Below are 14,706 nucleotides of genomic sequence, written 5' to 3'. Positions count from 1 at the left end.
CATCAATGACCTCTCTCTTTACTGCCTAAATTTTCAGCATCCACTTGCGTTTTTTAGCCACATGCGGCAAACTACCTCTCTTGAAATTTAAGGGTTAACCCGAAAAATCGGTGGGTAACTCTGAATTCGAGAAAAAGGTTTTTTTCATGTTGCGCAATGGGTGGGCGGCCAAAACGGCCATGTTGCTGGTTTTGGCAACCGGTCTGGCCGGGTCAATCCCCAGCATGGTGCAGGCAAAGGGCCCGGTTCCGATCGGGACCATAGCGACCGTCCAATTGCCCCCCCAGGGACGCGACATGATGGTGCTGATCTACCAGGGCGGGCCTTTCAAGCATGAAAAGGACGGCGTGGTGTTTGGGAACCGGGAACGACTTCTACCGGCTCAAAGTCGCGGTTACTACCGCGAATACACCGTCAGAACGCCCGGTGAGCGCAGCCGGGGAGCCCGGCGCATCGTTTGTGGTGGCTTGAAACCTGTCGCACCTGATGCCTGTTATTACACCGACGATCACTATGCGAGTTTTCGCAAAATCGTTCAATAAATTGAACTGTGATCGTTATTTTGAGTTTTTGACTTAAGAGAAAGAGTAGCGGAGATGGATACACCACTTCGTCGGGACAACGAAACGCCTTTGCGCAAGGACGGTGAAACGCCCTTGCGCGGCGTACGTCCCAATATCGTTCAATCCATACGGGCCTTCCGGGTGCAAGACCTGCAGGATGCCGCGACACATTTAAACCAGCATTTCCTGTACGCCAACCTGGGCAACGCCCAGAGCAAGCAGGACGTGCTGGACATGATTGCGGCGCAGTACACCTTTCCGGCGCATTTCGGCAAAAACTTCGACGCACTGTACGACTGCATGACGGACCTGGTTCACAAGTCAGGCCCGCAACCCGGCTTTATTGTCGTGCTCGAGCAAATTCCGGCCAACGCCAAATTTGACAAGGAAGCGCGCGAGCAGTTGCTCGACATCTTCCGGGATGCCTCTGATTACTGGGCGGATCGCAAGATACCGTTCAGATGTTTCTATTCTTTTCTGTAGCCCGCTCCCCAGACATTGGCCAAGGGGATCGGGCGAATGAGGCCCAGCAAGCAACCGCGGAAGGCGAAGAAATCATGCCGACCGACAAATTGGTAGACGTGTCGCCACTGGCGTTGCGCATGAGCAGCCCGTTTAATGCGGGTTACTGGCTGGCAGCTGCCTGAAAAAAGGCGCGCTGTCCGGTTCACAAAAGGCCCGCTTGTTGCGGGCTTTTTTTCGCCAGGCCGGAAGTTAAGACAACGGCCGCATCCGACAGCACCGCGCCGCGACTTAAAACATGTAGTAAAGAATGCGGTGAAAATATTTGCTGATATCAATCGGGATGCGCACCAGCATCAGCTGAAGACGCGCGATGCCGGACAATCGCGGTCGAACCCGATGGCCGATTTGCGTGTCGGTTCCCGCCTGGCGGACCGGATAGGGCAACAAGGCATAGGTGTTGATACCGTGTAAATGCCTCGCCTCCATAAAGTCGTCAACGGCCATGTAAAACCGCGTTGATCGCCGTATCAGCTCCGCGGCCTCTCGCGGTCCCAGCACATAAGCCGCCGCGCCGGAAGGGTCACCCCAGTACTTTGCGTAGGGTGTGTCGCCGATGAATTTGTGCCGTTTCTCAAAGACGCCTGCGAGCCTGACCATGGGATACGGTGCCAATTCAAGCTGGGCGAGCAACGCCGTACTTAGCGTTGGAATTAATACGTCATCTTCCAGCACGAGGCATTTTTCGCCCTCGGCCAGCACTGCTCTCCAGGCATCCTGATGCGCCAGAAAACAGCCGACCTCCCCGGGCGACATGCTGTAACCATAACGAATCCGACGCGCACTTTCGCTGTAGCCTACCTCGGCCAGCCGTTCTGGGTCGACTCGCACACCATCAATCAGGCTATAGCGCAGCCCCAGCGCCATCATTTGCCGGTCAATAGTCGCTCGCCTGGTGGTCGCCTCGGGAAGTGAGATGACAAATATCTTCATATCAGGTGTACCGAACAGCTAATTGCGCAGTTGCGCTACGCTCCGCGCCAGGGCCACATACTCGGTCACCCCGACTTCTTCAGCGCGCCGCTGGACATCAAACTGCCCGCCAAAACCGTGGCTGTCCAGCCACTTTCCCAAGGTGTGGCGCAGCAACTTGCGACGCTGGCTAAAGGCGACCTGCACCAGCTCACTCAGGAGTTTGACGTCCAGCGCCACAGGCGCTGCATGCGGCACCATGCGCACCACGGCGCTATCGACCCGCGGCGGCGGATCAAAACTGTGCGGCGGCACGAACAGCACGTTTTCCATCGCGTAGCGCCACTGCAGCATCACGCTGAGCCGGCTGTAATCGCTGGTAGCTGGCACCGCCACCATCCGGTCTATCACTTCTTTTTGCAACATGAAGTGCTGGTCTTCTATGACCTCCACGGCATCCAGCAAATGAAACAGGATGGGTGTGGAAATGTTGTAGGGGAGATTGCCGACCACCCGAAGTTTTTGCCCTTCGGCACAGGCCGTTCGCGCCAGCTGGCGGACATCCACTTTCAACACGTCGGACTCAACCACGGCAAGCTGGGGGTGCAATCGCAACTGGCGGGCAAGATCGCGGTCCAGCTCAATGACCGTCAAGTGCCCCACCCGTTCAACCAAGGGTTGGGTCAGCGCAGCCAATCCAGGCCCGATCTCCACCATGGCCTGTCCTGGACGTGGAGCAATCGCCTGCACAATCCCCTCAATGACGCCTTGGTCCGTCAGGAAATGCTGGCCAAAACGCTTGCGCGGAATATGTTTCACATTGGGGGCGACCTAAAGCCGCCAGACTGGCATACAAACAAGACTGCCGTTTTTTGGAGAAGTCAGCCGGAAAGTTGACCCGCCCACGCAGCGCGAATGGAACCTTAAGGAAGGCCTGAGGCGATCTTCACAGCTGCGGTGCGTCACGGTACTCCACATAGGCGCGGCCCCGAATCTCCTGGATCCACAGTGCATAGGCTTCGTTTTGCTTTTTCTCGCGCAGCACACCGCGCGCCATCTCCCGCTGTTCACGTTGCGATAGCTGGGTCTCGCGGCGTTCAAGCACCTGAATAAGATGGACGCCAAAACGGGAAACCAAGGGATCCGAGACCTGATTGGGCGCCAGGCCGTTCATGACTTTCTCGAACTCAGGCACAAACATGCCGGTGCTTGCCCAGCCGAGGTCACCGCCTTCCTTTGCGGAGGCATCGTCGCTGTTCTCACGTGCGAGTGCTGCGAAATCAGCCTGCCCGGCCTGGATGCGTCTTTTAAAACCCGCCAGCTTCTCCACTGCGGCGGCTTCACTGAGCTGTGGCGTCAACCGGAGCAGGATATGCCTGGCATGGGTTTGTGCCACCATCATGCTGGGCATGCCGCCTTGCCGTTTTTCGATGACTTTGAGGATGTGAAATCCCGCCCCGCTCCGAACCGGCCCCGCCAGGCCCCCCGCCTGCAATTTGCTTGTCGCCTCAACAAAGAGATCCGGATAGCGGTCTGCAGTCCGCAACCCCATCAGGCCCCCCGAAGCGCGCGTGGGAGACGCCGAAACTTCGGCGGCCAGTGCCGTGAAGTCTGCACCGTTGCGGGCACGGTCCATCACCTGCTGGGCCTTGGCCTGCAGCGCTGCGACTTGATCGGGCGTGGCATTTTCCGGCACGGCCACCAGAATTTCCGCGAGGTTGAGCGCCAGCGAAGACGATGGGGTGCCGCCATCCTGGTCACGCAGAAATTGGTCGACTTCCTGCTCCGTGACCGTTGCACGAGTCTCCAGCTCGCGTTGGCGCAAACGGCTGACCAAAAGCTCGTCCCTCAATTCCGAGCGGAATTGGGCATAGTCAATCCTGTCCGCTTTCAGGCGATTGCGCAGCTCGTCGACCGTGATCTGGTTTTGGCTGGCGACGGTCTGGACCGCAGCTTCGACGGCATTGTCATCGACCCGCAGACCCGAATTGCGCGCCATTTGCAGCTGCGCCTTGTCGCTGATCAGGCGTTCCAGAATTTGTCCGACCATTTCACTGCGCGGCGGCACTGTCGCGCCCATCTGAAGCATTTGTTGCTCGGTCCGAATCAACTTGCTTCGAACCTCGTTGTTGGTAATGGGTTCGGAGTTGACCACGGCAACAATGAAGTCAGCCTGCCGCTGCGCGCTTCCTTGCGCCGACGCAGTCCGGGAGCCCGTGGCCGCGTCGGGCAGGCGCAATGTACCCGATGGCCGCAACCCCTGCGCCTGAGCACCCACCATCAGCACAATCGACAATGCCATGGCCGTTGTGGCGGCTTGAGTGGAGTTCAAAAAAAATCTTGGGACGGCGCGGTTATTAGTCATAAGTAGTAAAGCGGCTTGGCGTGCTGGTATTCTCACGCAGATATTGGTAACGTGGAACATTCGACTTCAGGGTTTCCAGGGGGTTGGAACCGAGGCGCGAAAACCCCACAAGTTCAAGCTGAAACAGGATTTTCGTATCCGAGCTTCCGGTCCCGGTTTGAGAGCGCTGCAGAACCACGCGCCCTATCCAGCAGCAACCATCGTATTCAACACCGATGATCGAGTCGACCAGTTTTTTGTCCAGCACGCTGTAATTCAGGCGCCCAACGGCATAGTAGCGGCCGCCTCCCTGGCCCTGCCCAGCGCCCAGATCTTTTCCCTTGTCGCCCCACAAATCATTGATGGGCCACTGCCAGCCCACGTCAATTTGCTCGCTGACATTGCGCTGGCGCCGGAATGCGGCACTGATGACGCGGTAATTGCTGGGGTTGTAGCGCACGCCAATCGACGCACGCTCAGATTGCTTGGTCTTCGGGTTGTACTGAACCGTACTGTCGAAAGACCACTGCGGCACCCAATTGACGGAAGCCCCGACCAGCAAGTCGCTGATGCGGTCGGTGACCGGCAATACACCCGGCAGGGTCACCTTCTGATCCTCAAAACGAAAGCGCTGCGCAATGCCGACACGCACAGCTTCAGCACCGGTCGCAGGATCCAGCAGACGCGAGGTAACGCCCAGGGTCAGCAGGTTAGCGTCTGAAATACGGTCATTACCGACAAATGCGTTTTCGGTAAAGACCGTGGCGAAGTTGAAGTCGTTGGACCCGGAGTCGTAGTTGGGCAGCAGGCTCTGGTCGCGATAGGGAGTACGCACATAAAAGGCCCGGGGCTCCAGTGTCTGGGTAAAGTTCCGGCCCAGGAACCCGGCATTACGTTCAAACTGCACGCCGCTGTCCAGGCTGAAGGTAGGCACAACACGCGACGCCGTTGTCGCACCATTGGGCAACGCTGAATCAAATTTGTAACTCGTGGCATGCAGCTGCACTTTGGGGGTGATGTACCCCGCAGGCAGCAGCCAGGGGCGGCTCAGTTGCAGCCGCGTGAATGCCCGGTCACTATTGGGCTGGTTGGTGAGCTGGCGATCTGCGGAAAAACGGGTGAAGTCGCCCTCCACCGACCAGTCAAAGCCATTGCCCAATCCCACCACCGGCGCATCCACACGGGTGTACGCCGCTGCAAACTGGGGCAGGCGGTCGTAAGGCGGAACGATGGGCGAAGTGACATCCTGCAATGTCTGCCATTTGAGCGTTCGCATGGACGAAGAAAAGAACCCGCGGGTCCACGACAAACTCGCGTCCTGGGGCAGAAGGCGCTGGGTGGTCGCCCCCTTGAGAGCTGGAAAGTCACGCCAATAATCGTTGTCACTCACCCGGTTCAGGTTGAGGTTGATGCCCAGGTCGCCGACGGATGACAGGCCGCTGCTGATGGCACCAACGTGCTGATAACTGTAGGACCAGCGGTCACGATTGCGCAACTTGTCGCCGGGCAGGAAGTTTCCCTGCAGTTCGCCTGTGTACTTCGGCTCCAGGTAGCGGAATTCGCCGGCGAGGTCCACCCCGCGTTTGGTCATGATCGCCGGTGAAAATGTCGCGTCCCGATTGGGCGCAATATCAAAGTAATAAGGTTGCCGATACTCAAACCCGTTGATTGAGCCCATGCCGATGGAGGGCGGCAGAAGACCCGACTTGCGCTTGTCGCTCAACGGAAAACTCACCCGGGGAAAAGCCAGGATAGGCACATCCTTGAAACGCACAACGGCTCCATTGGCAACGCCAACTTCGCGGTCCAGGTCAAACTCGAAGCTTCTGGCGCGCAATACCCATGAGGGCTCCCAGCTGGCCTCGTCATTGCGCTCGCAGGTGGTGTAGCTGGCGCGCTGGGCCGTCAAATGGCCTTCATCGATGAAATCGATCCGCTCCGCCTGGCCGTTGCCGCTGTTGCTGAGGAAGCGGTAGGCCGGCGTCGTGAAAAAGCCTTCAAACCGGTCCAGCTTGATCTCCAGCTCGGGACCCTCAAACCTGTTGCCCGCCCGGTTGATGCGAACATTGCCGCGGCTTTTAAGTTGGTCTTCGGGCTGGTAGTACTCAATGCGGTCCGCGCGGATGGCGGTAGACCCGCGGCGCAATTCCGCATTGCCGTCAATCACGGTTTCAAGATCGGGGCGGCCGGAAATCCGGTCGCCAAAAACAAATGTGGGGCCCTTGTCCTGGGGATCGCTGGAAACCTGCTCGGCCAGCTGGGGCGAAGACTTGAGTTTCGGGGTGTCGCCTGCGGGCCGGTCCGCGGGGGGAACAGCGGAAGGGGCCTGAAAAGGAACAGGTGACGCAGCCGGAGTTTGGGCGTGCGCCGTCCCGGCACCCGTCATCCCCAGTGCTGCGCAAACCACCAGCGTGGAGACAGCTTGAGCTATCGGGGAAAGAATAAAGGGCGAAGGGGATGCGCGGCGCATCGTTTATGTGAGATAAACCCGTTTGTAAAATCAGGCCTGATTATCCATGACCCTCCACCCCGTCCCCACAATGTCGAACCAGCGCCCAATTGCAGGGCTGGCAGGGACTCCAGAAACATGACCACCCCTTCCATTGCCTGGGCCGACCCGGCACGTGCCATGACCTTCGAAGCCTGGCTGACTGCCGCTGCCCGCCAGCACAATCTGCGGGTCGACACCATCAGGCCGGCATCAGCTGACGCAAGTTTTCGCCGCTACTTCCGGGTGGACGCAGCAACAGGCGATGGCAGTTACATCGTCATGGACGCACCACCTGCGCAGGAAGATTGCAGACCTTTCGTCAAAGTCGCCGGCCTGATGAGCGGCGCCGGCTTGATTGCCCCGCGCGTACTGGCCTGGGATGAGCCAATGGGCTTCATGCTGCTAAGCGACCTGGGTGCGCAGACCATGATGGAAGCGATCAGACCGCCCGCCGAGGTTGATGCTATCGCCAGCCCCACTCCGGCGCACTACGACCTGTATGTAGATGCGGTGGAGGCCTTGGTGCGCTGGCAACTCGCCTCCACGCCCGGCGTGCTTCCGCCCTACGACGATGCACTCCTGTCGCGCGAGCTGTCGCTCTTTCCAGACTGGTATGTCGCCAGACATCGCGGGCTGGCGCTGGACACCGGCCTTCAGGACAAGCTGAACGTCATCTTCGAACAGATCAAGGCCAGCAACCTGAATTCGCTCAATGGCGCACGGGTGTTTGTGCACCGCGACTTCATGCCCCGCAACCTGATGATCACCCGGCCCAGCAACGCAGGGGGCATGCAATTTTCCGACGGGCCGCCCCTAGGAAAATTAACCCCCTCGGGGGGCAGCGCAGTACGCGAAGCGACAAGCGTGGGGGCTCCACCTTTGGGCGTGCTGGACTTTCAGGACGCGGTCTACGGCCCCATCACCTACGACATCGCCAGCCTGATGCGCGACGCCTTCCTGAGCTGGGAAGAAGATTTCGTACTGGACATCACCGTGCGCTATTGGCAAAAAGCCCGCAAGGCCGGCCTGCCGGTCGGTGACGATTTTGGCGAGTTTTACCGGGCCGTGGAATGGATGGGCCTGCAGCGCCACCTCAAGATTCTGGGCATCTTTGCGCGCCTCACGCTGCGTGACGGCAAGCCCAAATACCTGGCCGACACGCCCCGCTTCATCAAATACGCCCGCAACACCGCTGCGCGCTACCGGCAGCTCGGGCCGCTGATGGTGCTGCTCGACGAGATTGAGGGCAATGAAACCCGTGTGGGCTACACCTTCTGATGCACAATCAGGCCATAGCGCCCACTGGCTCTGCGCAAGCAGCTATTATTTTTATAGCATTCACAGCAAGCACCTAACAATGCATCTTCCTGCACCAGCACCATGACCGCCCGGTTTTTCGCTGACATCGCGCTGGCGTCTGGCAGCATCGTCAGCCTGCCGCCATCCACTGCGCGCCACGTCCAGGTCTTGCGGATGCAGCCCGGCGACGCCCTGACAATATTCAACGGCCAAGGCAACGGCCAGCCCGGCAGCGAAGGGGAATTTGCAGCCACCGTCGAGCGCATGGGCCGCAGCGATGTGGAGGTCCTTATCGGCGGCTACACCGCCACGGCACGCGAAGCCAGCCGTTCCATTCACCTGGCCGTCGGCATGCCCGCCAATGACCGCATGGACTGGCTGATTGAAAAAGCCGCCGAATTGGGCGTGGCCAGCATCCAGCCCTTGATGAGTGAGCGCAGCGTGCTGCGCATCAAGGGTGAGCGAGCCGACAAAAAAATCGCGCACTGGCGGGGCGTCGCCGTCGCGGCCTGCGAGCAATGCGGCCGCAGCCGCATACCACCCGTTCACGACGTCGCTAACCTGTCTGACTGGCTCAAAGGCGCGGGGCAGGGCGCAGCTGGCGGCACCCGGCTGCTACTCTCATTACAAGACGGCAGCCGGCCGCTGGCCGAAGCGGTGGCCGCAGCTGGTGCCGGCGCACTGACCTTCCTGAGCGGTCCCGAGGGCGGCCTCAGCGCGGCTGAAGAGGCTGCGGCCATGGCTTGCGGCTTTGCGGCCGTCACCCTCGGCCCGCGCGTGCTTCGGGCCGAAACCGCACCGCTCGCCTGCCTGTCGTTTCTCGCAGTGACAAGCGGCACGCCATGAACCGCAATCTCTGGCTGCTGGCCGTCTGCCAGGGCCTCTTTCTCACCAACAACGTCACCTTCATCGCCATCAACGGCCTGGTCGGCCTGAACCTGGCACCGCTGGGCTGGATGGCGACACTGCCCGTCATGGGCTATGTGGTGGGTGGCGCGCTGTCCACGTCCGTGGTGGCGCGCACGCAAATGCGCTTCGGGCGCAAGATTTCCTTCCAGCTGGGCCTGCTGGTGGCCGCCGCCTCGGCCCTGCTGTGCTGCTATGCGGCTTACAGCAAAAATTTCTGGCTTCTGGTGGCCGCCACAGTGGTGGCGGGCTACTACAGCGCCAATGCCCAGCTCTACCGCTTTGCCGCGGCCGAGCTCGCCCTGCCGGCCTTTCGCGAGAAGGCCATTTCCCTGGTCATGGCAGGCGGCCTGCTGGGCGCCGTCGCCGGGCCCAACCTGGCGGCCTCTACGCGGGGGCTGACCGACGTGCCCTTTGCAGGCGCCTACCTGGCGCTGGCCGGCGTGGCGCTGCTGTCGATGGCGCTGCTGGCATTCATCCGGTTTCCGCCGCCGCCCGAGGCGCATGCCAGCCGCGGTGGCCGGCCACTTCGCGAAATCATGCGGCAGCCGATCTTCATCGTGGCCGCCGCAGCCGGTGCCCTGGGCTTTGGCGTGATGAACCTGCTGATGGCGGCCACGCCAATTGCCATGCAGGTTTGCGGCCTGCCGTTTTCCAGCGTCGCGCTGGTGCTGGAGTGGCACGTGATCGGCATGTTCGCACCCGGTTTTTTCACCGGTCACCTGATCCGGCGCTTCGGCACTTTGCCCATCATGGCGGTGGGTCTGGCGCTCAACGTGGTGTGCGTGCTGATCGCGCTCTCGGGCGTGGAGCTCAAGGAATTTCTGGCGGCGCTCTTTTTGCTGGGTCTGGGCTGGAATTTTCTTTTCACCGGCAGCACCACCCTGGCGCTTGAGACCTATCGGCCGGAAGAAAAAGACAAGGCGCAGGGCGCGCTCAATTTCTGTATTTTTGCCGTGCTGGCGGTTTCCTCGCTGGCCTCCGGCGTGCTGGTGACCACCCAAGGCTGGGCGCTGTTGAACCTGGGGTCACTGCTGCCGCTGGGGCTCACCGCCGCCGCGCTGGCCTGGCTTGCACTCGGCCAACGCAAGGGACAGAAGGCCTGAGAACCTGGTTACGCCTCGCACCGTGTCCGACATTGCGGTCAGGCTGGGCATGGAACCCGGTGATGTCGCCAGTTACTGCTATTGTTTTTATAGCTGTTTGCGCCCGTTCTTATTGGGCTGAAGCCGAATTTCTCTTGAGATTTTCTTAACCGCTAGAAGCGGGCGTCCAGCCAGGCCTTGAGCGTGTCAAACACCGGCTCCGACTCGACTTCATTGAATATCTCGTGATAGAGGCCCTCAAAGCACCGCGACGTCACCGTACCGGCGGTCACGGCCGGTGAGTGGGCCGCGTTTTCCGAGAAAGCGCGGCTGCCGGCCGGATTGACAAGCCGGTCCGCACCCGCATACATCAGCAGCGTAGGCGTGCGCCATTGGGCGGCGGCCGCCACCGTCGCGGGACCCGCTGTTGCGATGAATTTGCCCAGGCGTGGCGAGATTCTGTCGTGCACCAGCCGGTCGGTGAAGTATTTTTTGACCACCTCTTCATCGTGCGAGATGTAGCGCGCGTCCAGGCCGTTGCCCACACACAGGTCGGGTGCCAGCCTCGGCATAAAGGCCAGCAGCAGCTTTTGCAAGACGTTGAGCCCCGGCTCCAGCGCGGGAGAAGACATCACGAGGCCATCCACGGGGCGAATGCCCAGTGCGACAAACCGGCTCACCACCAGACCGCCCATGCTGTGGCCAAGCAGAACCAGGGGAAGATGCGCAGGCGGCTGCGGGCTTCGTCCGTCCGCGTTGACCTCCTCCAGAAGGCGCACGCAACGCAGGCGCGTGTCGTCGACTATTTCGGCCAGGTCGTCCAGCAGTGCAGTCTCATTGGGCAGCACACCACGGACCCCGCCCGATTCGCCATGGCCGCGCTGGTCGTAGGCACGCACGGCAAAACCCCAGTCGAGCAATTGGCTGGCGACATGGTCGTAGCGGCTGGCGTGCTCGCCCAAGCCATGGACCAGCAGCACCATGGCGCGCGGCGGCAACGCATGTTGACCCCCTTCGATGGCCAAAGCATCCAGTGGCCACTCATAGAGAGCCAGGTTCTCGCCGTCGCGGGCGGTGAAAGGCGCTAGGACGGTGGAATGCATGCGGCAGCAAAAGCCTGGCTTGAAACAAGCGCTGCCGGCAAACCGCGGCGCAAAGAAGGGTAGCTCACCCGCATCAACCGGGAACACGGGCCATCACATGCGCGACCGCGGCGGTCAGCTTCTTCGCATAGGGCACGTTCAGGAACTCGTTAGGGCCGTGCGCATTGCTCTTGGGGCCGAGCACACCGCAAACCATCATCTGCGCCTTGGGGAAGCCCTTGCTCAGCATGTTCATCAGCGGAATGGTTCCGCCCTGGCCTATGGTGCCGCAGGGCGCGCCGAAGAAGCTTTGCGACGCATCGTTGAGCGCGTTCTCAAACCAGGGTACGGTGCTGGGCGCATTCCAGCCGGTGGCGCCGCCGTTGCTTTCAAACGTGACTTTGGCCTGGTAAGGCGCATTGTCTTCCAGCAGTGTCTTGAGTTCCTGCACCGCGGCGCCGGCGTCGATCAGCGGCGGAAAACGCAGCGAGAGCTTGAAAGCGGTGTAGGGGCGCAGCACATTGCCTGCATCCTTGAGGGCCGGAAAGCCTTCGGCACCCGTCACGCTCAGCGTCGGCCGCCAGGTGCGGTTGAGCAGGGCTTCCACCGGGTCGGTCGTGGTGGGCAAGGCAAATGCGCTGGAGCCTTCACAGTCGTAGTGCGCCCAGGGAAAGCGCTTGTAGATTTCTTCGCCGAGGATTTTGGCGGTGGCCTGCGCCTGCACCAGCCGGTCGGCCGGAACCTCACAGTGAAAGCTCTGCGGCAGCAGACGACCGGTCTTGCTGTCTTCCAGGCGGTCCAGCACCTGGCGCATGATGCGAAAGCTCGACGGCACCAAGCCGCTGGCGTCGCCGGAGTGCACGCCTTCGGTGAGGATTTCCACCTTGAGCACGCCCGCCGCGTTGCCGCGCAGGCTGGTGGTCAGCCACAGCTGGTCGTAGTTGCCCGCGCCGGAATCCAGGCACACCACCAGCGCGACGTCGCCCAGGCGCTCACGCAGCGCATTGACGTAAGGCAGCAAATCATAGGAGCCGCTTTCCTCGCAGGTTTCGATCAGGCCAACGATGCGCGGGTGCGGCACGTTCTGCGCTTTGAGCGCCTGCACCGCGGCAATGCTGGCGTAGACCGCATACCCATCGTCGGCGGCGCCACGGCCATAAAGCTTTCCATCTTCGTACTTGGCCATCCAGGGGCTCAAATCATTGCGCCAACCGGTGAACTCGGGCTGCTTGTCGAGGTGGCCGTACATCAACACGGTTTGCGTCGAATCGGCGCGCGTGGCCGGGATCTCAAAGAACAGCACCGGGGTGCGGCCTTCGAGGCGCACGATCTCCAGCTTGAGGCCTTCGACCTTCTGCGCCTCGACCCAGGCCGCCGCATTGCGCATGACGGTGTCGATGAAGCCGTGCTGCGCCCAGTCGCTGTCAAACGTGGGGGACTTGGCTGGGATGGAGATGTAGTCGGTGATCTGTTTGACGATGTCGCCGTCCCATTGGGCCGTGACCTGGGACAAGGCCTGGGCGGCGTTAAGGATGCTGGCGGGGATTTCGCGGTGCAGTGGGGCGTTCATTGGAAAGGCTCCGGGAACAAGGGTATCGGCTTTTTTAGGACAGCGTTTTGCTGCCGCACCTGCTACTGTACGCTTCCGACACAGACCGTGCCACCGGCCAAGGGAAGACCCGCAATTGGAGAACTCAACCTACAGCGCCTCGCAGGCGGCGTGGGCAAAGATAACTCCTCTAATTGGACGAGAAAGCAGACAAGTACGCCACGGAGCCGCCATGACACCAGCAAGCCGCGCACACGCGCCATCTTCCGCCGCCACGCCTTCCACGGCAGCCGATTCCCGCATCCGCGCTGGCGTGGGCGGCTGGACCTTTGAGCCCTGGCGCGACAACTTTTTCCCAGCCGGCCTGGCGCACAGCCGCGAACTCGAATACGCAAGCCGCCGGCTGAGCGCCATCGAGGTCAACGGCACCTACTACGGCACACTCAAGCCGGCCAGCTTCAGGAAATGGCACGACGAGACGCCGGACAACTTCATGTTTTCCCTCAAGGCCTCGCGCTACGCGACCCACCGCCGGGTGCTGGCCGAGGCAGGCGAGTCCATCCGGCGCTTCACTGAAAGCGGCATCAGCGAGCTGGGCGACAAGCTGGGCCCCGTCGTCTGGCAATTCATGCCCGGCAAGGTGTTTGAAGCAGGGGATTTCGAGGCGTTTCTGTCGCTGCTGCCCAAACAGGTGGACGGCCGGGCGCTGCGCCATGTCGTCGACGTTCGCCACGAGAGCTTTATGTCGCCCGATTACCTGGCCTTGGCGCGCCGTTACAAGGTCGCCACTGTATTTACCGACTCTGACAAATTTCCGTCTTTCGCCGACCTCACGGGTGACTTCGCCTATGCCCGCCTCATGATGAGCGAAGCAGGGCTGGAGACCGGCTACGAGGAAAGCGCGCTGAACGCCTGGGCTGAGCGCGCGCGGCAATGGGCTGACGGCTCCGCGCCGGCCGACCTGCCGACGCTGGAAGAAGCCCCGGCACAGGGCAAGGCGCGCGACGTGTTTGTGTATTTCATCAACGGTGCCAAGGAAAGGGCGCCGGCGGCGGCCATGGCACTTTTAAACCGCCTGGGCTTCACGCCTTCTGCCTAACCATAGACCGCCATGGCTTCGCCGAGCCGTATTTCGCGGCCGGGCGCCCACTCGGCATTGAACTGCAGCGGCCCTTTGGGAAACAGCATGACGACTGTGGAGCCCAGCAGGAAGCGGCCCATTTCCTCGCCCTGCTTGAGGCGAATGGCGGAGGCTGGCTCGTCGGGGTAATCCCATTGCCGCACCACCTTGCCGCGCGGCGGGTTCACCACGCCGTGCCACACCGTGGCCATGCTGCCAACGATGGTCGCGCCGACCAGCACCAGCACAAAGGGCCCGCGCGCCGATTCGAAAACGCAGACCACGCGCTCATTGCGCGCGAACAGCCCCGGCACGCCGCGTGCGGTAACGGGATTGACGGAAAACAGGTCGCCCGGCACATAAATCATGCGCGTCAGCCGACCGCCTGCAGGCATGTGGATGCGGTGGTAGTCCCGGGGGCTCAGATAGAGCGTAGCGAAATGGCCGTCCTGGTAATGCGCCGCCAGCGCCGCATCCCCGCCCACCAACGCAGTGGTCGAATAACTGTGCCCCTTGGCCTGAAAGATCTGGTCCTTCTCGATCGCACCGAACTGGCTGATCGCACCGTCCACCGGCGAAATCAGCTCGGCATTGGCCAGCGGCCGCGCGCCGGGCTTGAGCGCACGCGTGAAGAAGTCGTTGAAGGTGAGATAGCTCGCAATGTCGGAGTTGAGCGCCTCGTCCATGTTGACCTGGTACTTGGCGACAAAGCGGCGGATGATTTCGGTGGTGACCCAGCCACGCTCGCGCGAAGCTACAAAACCGGCAAAGTTGGTCAGCGCCTGCTTGGGAAACAGGTATTGGGGGAGGACGGCGAATCGGTCGGACACTAG

At 61.3% G+C, this 14,706-nt stretch carries 13 protein-coding genes; 6 read left to right on the top strand and 7 right to left on the bottom strand.

What is annotated here, in order from left to right:
* Positions 1 to 146 precede the first annotated feature (146 nt).
* Positions 147 to 542 (top strand): guanyl-specific ribonuclease, encoded by a 396-nt coding sequence (locus AC1DU8_RS20950; RefSeq protein WP_457282089.1) that lies wholly within the window; start codon positions 147 to 149, stop codon positions 540 to 542.
* A gap of 54 nt (positions 543 to 596) precedes the next feature.
* Positions 597 to 1,046, top strand: a complete 450-nt coding sequence (locus AC1DU8_RS20945; protein ID WP_348050784.1) for a barstar family protein — start codon at positions 597 to 599, stop codon at positions 1,044 to 1,046.
* Between the two features lie 270 nt (positions 1,047 to 1,316).
* Here AC1DU8_RS20945 and AC1DU8_RS20940 read toward each other — a convergent pair whose 3' ends face one another.
* From AC1DU8_RS20940 to AC1DU8_RS20925, 4 genes are all read right to left on the bottom strand, one after another.
* Positions 1,317 to 2,018 (bottom strand): glycosyltransferase family 25 protein, encoded by a 702-nt coding sequence (locus AC1DU8_RS20940; RefSeq protein WP_477689733.1) that lies wholly within the window; start codon positions 2,016 to 2,018, stop codon positions 1,317 to 1,319.
* An 18-nt stretch (positions 2,019 to 2,036) separates the two neighbouring features.
* On the bottom strand, positions 2,037 to 2,816 hold the full coding sequence (rsmA, locus tag AC1DU8_RS20935; RefSeq protein WP_477667064.1) for a 16S rRNA (adenine(1518)-N(6)/adenine(1519)-N(6))-dimethyltransferase RsmA: 780 nt from the start codon (positions 2,814 to 2,816) through the stop codon (positions 2,037 to 2,039).
* A 127-nt stretch (positions 2,817 to 2,943) separates the two neighbouring features.
* Positions 2,944 to 4,362: a peptidylprolyl isomerase gene (locus AC1DU8_RS20930; RefSeq protein ID WP_457282088.1), complete on the bottom strand. Its 1,419-nt coding sequence runs from the start codon at positions 4,360 to 4,362 to the stop codon at positions 2,944 to 2,946.
* Positions 4,355 to 6,811: an LPS-assembly protein LptD gene (locus tag AC1DU8_RS20925; RefSeq protein WP_477689732.1), complete on the bottom strand. Its 2,457-nt coding sequence runs from the start codon at positions 6,809 to 6,811 to the stop codon at positions 4,355 to 4,357. Before AC1DU8_RS20925 ends, AC1DU8_RS20930 begins: the two co-directional genes overlap by 8 nt.
* A 117-nt stretch (positions 6,812 to 6,928) precedes the next feature.
* On the opposite strand from AC1DU8_RS20925, the gene AC1DU8_RS20920 reads away from it, so the two are divergent.
* The 3 genes from AC1DU8_RS20920 (at position 6,929) to AC1DU8_RS20910 (ending at position 10,143) form a co-directional block, all read left to right on the top strand.
* The gene (locus AC1DU8_RS20920) at positions 6,929 to 8,110 is read left to right on the top strand and encodes an aminoglycoside phosphotransferase family protein (protein ID WP_477667063.1); all 1,182 of its coding nucleotides are present in this window, start codon (positions 6,929 to 6,931) and stop codon (positions 8,108 to 8,110) included.
* A gap of 102 nt (positions 8,111 to 8,212) precedes the next feature.
* Complete coding sequence (locus AC1DU8_RS20915) at positions 8,213 to 8,977, top strand: 16S rRNA (uracil(1498)-N(3))-methyltransferase (RefSeq protein WP_457281930.1); 765 nt, start codon at positions 8,213 to 8,215, stop codon at positions 8,975 to 8,977.
* Positions 8,974 to 10,143, top strand: coding sequence for an MFS transporter (locus tag AC1DU8_RS20910; protein WP_457281929.1), 1,170 nt, complete (start codon positions 8,974 to 8,976; stop codon positions 10,141 to 10,143). The genes AC1DU8_RS20915 and AC1DU8_RS20910 overlap by 4 nt, the downstream gene beginning before the upstream one ends.
* Before the next feature lie 152 nt (positions 10,144 to 10,295).
* Here AC1DU8_RS20910 and AC1DU8_RS20905 read toward each other — a convergent pair whose 3' ends face one another.
* A complete protein-coding gene (locus tag AC1DU8_RS20905; RefSeq protein ID WP_457281928.1) occupies positions 10,296 to 11,225 on the bottom strand; it encodes an alpha/beta hydrolase in 930 nt (309 codons plus the stop codon).
* Between the two features lie 73 nt (positions 11,226 to 11,298).
* The gene (locus AC1DU8_RS20900) at positions 11,299 to 12,774 is read right to left on the bottom strand and encodes a M20 family metallopeptidase (protein WP_477689730.1); all 1,476 of its coding nucleotides are present in this window, start codon (positions 12,772 to 12,774) and stop codon (positions 11,299 to 11,301) included.
* Between the two features lie 211 nt (positions 12,775 to 12,985).
* Between AC1DU8_RS20900 and AC1DU8_RS20895 the strand changes: the two genes are divergently transcribed.
* On the top strand, positions 12,986 to 13,852 hold the full coding sequence (locus AC1DU8_RS20895; RefSeq protein WP_477727208.1) for a DUF72 domain-containing protein: 867 nt from the start codon (positions 12,986 to 12,988) through the stop codon (positions 13,850 to 13,852).
* Here AC1DU8_RS20895 and asd read toward each other — a convergent pair.
* Positions 13,849 to 14,703: an archaetidylserine decarboxylase gene (gene asd, locus AC1DU8_RS20890; protein WP_477667059.1), complete on the bottom strand. Its 855-nt coding sequence runs from the start codon at positions 14,701 to 14,703 to the stop codon at positions 13,849 to 13,851. The genes AC1DU8_RS20895 and asd overlap by 4 nt on opposite strands.
* Positions 14,704 to 14,706: the final 3 nt, after the last annotated feature.

The organism is Polaromonas sp. P3_A5, from assembly GCF_056403055.1.
The sequence above is the reverse complement of the archived record's forward strand: the minus strand, read 5'-3'. Positions and strand labels throughout refer to the sequence as shown.

What these genes read in the sequence shown, in the direction of transcription:
- AC1DU8_RS20950 (WP_457282089.1), top strand. Translation starts at nt 147, where the DNA reads ATGTTGCGCAATGGGTGGGCGGCCAAAACGGCCATGTTGCTGGTTTTG.
- AC1DU8_RS20945 (WP_348050784.1), top strand. Translation starts at nt 597, where the DNA reads ATGGATACACCACTTCGTCGGGACAACGAAACGCCTTTGCGCAAGGAC.
- AC1DU8_RS20940 (WP_477689733.1), bottom strand. Translation starts at nt 2,018, where the DNA reads ATGAAGATATTTGTCATCTCACTTCCCGAGGCGACCACCAGGCGAGCG.
- AC1DU8_RS20930 (WP_457282088.1), bottom strand. Translation starts at nt 4,362, where the DNA reads ATGACTAATAACCGCGCCGTCCCAAGATTTTTTTTGAACTCCACTCAA.
- AC1DU8_RS20925 (WP_477689732.1), bottom strand. Translation starts at nt 6,811, where the DNA reads ATGCGCCGCGCATCCCCTTCGCCCTTTATTCTTTCCCCGATAGCTCAA.
- AC1DU8_RS20920 (WP_477667063.1), top strand. Translation starts at nt 6,929, where the DNA reads ATGACCACCCCTTCCATTGCCTGGGCCGACCCGGCACGTGCCATGACC.
- AC1DU8_RS20915 (WP_457281930.1), top strand. Translation starts at nt 8,213, where the DNA reads ATGACCGCCCGGTTTTTCGCTGACATCGCGCTGGCGTCTGGCAGCATC.
- AC1DU8_RS20910 (WP_457281929.1), top strand. Translation starts at nt 8,974, where the DNA reads ATGAACCGCAATCTCTGGCTGCTGGCCGTCTGCCAGGGCCTCTTTCTC.
- AC1DU8_RS20905 (WP_457281928.1), bottom strand. Translation starts at nt 11,225, where the DNA reads ATGCATTCCACCGTCCTAGCGCCTTTCACCGCCCGCGACGGCGAGAAC.
- AC1DU8_RS20900 (WP_477689730.1), bottom strand. Translation starts at nt 12,774, where the DNA reads ATGAACGCCCCACTGCACCGCGAAATCCCCGCCAGCATCCTTAACGCC.
- AC1DU8_RS20895 (WP_477727208.1), top strand. Translation starts at nt 12,986, where the DNA reads ATGACACCAGCAAGCCGCGCACACGCGCCATCTTCCGCCGCCACGCCT.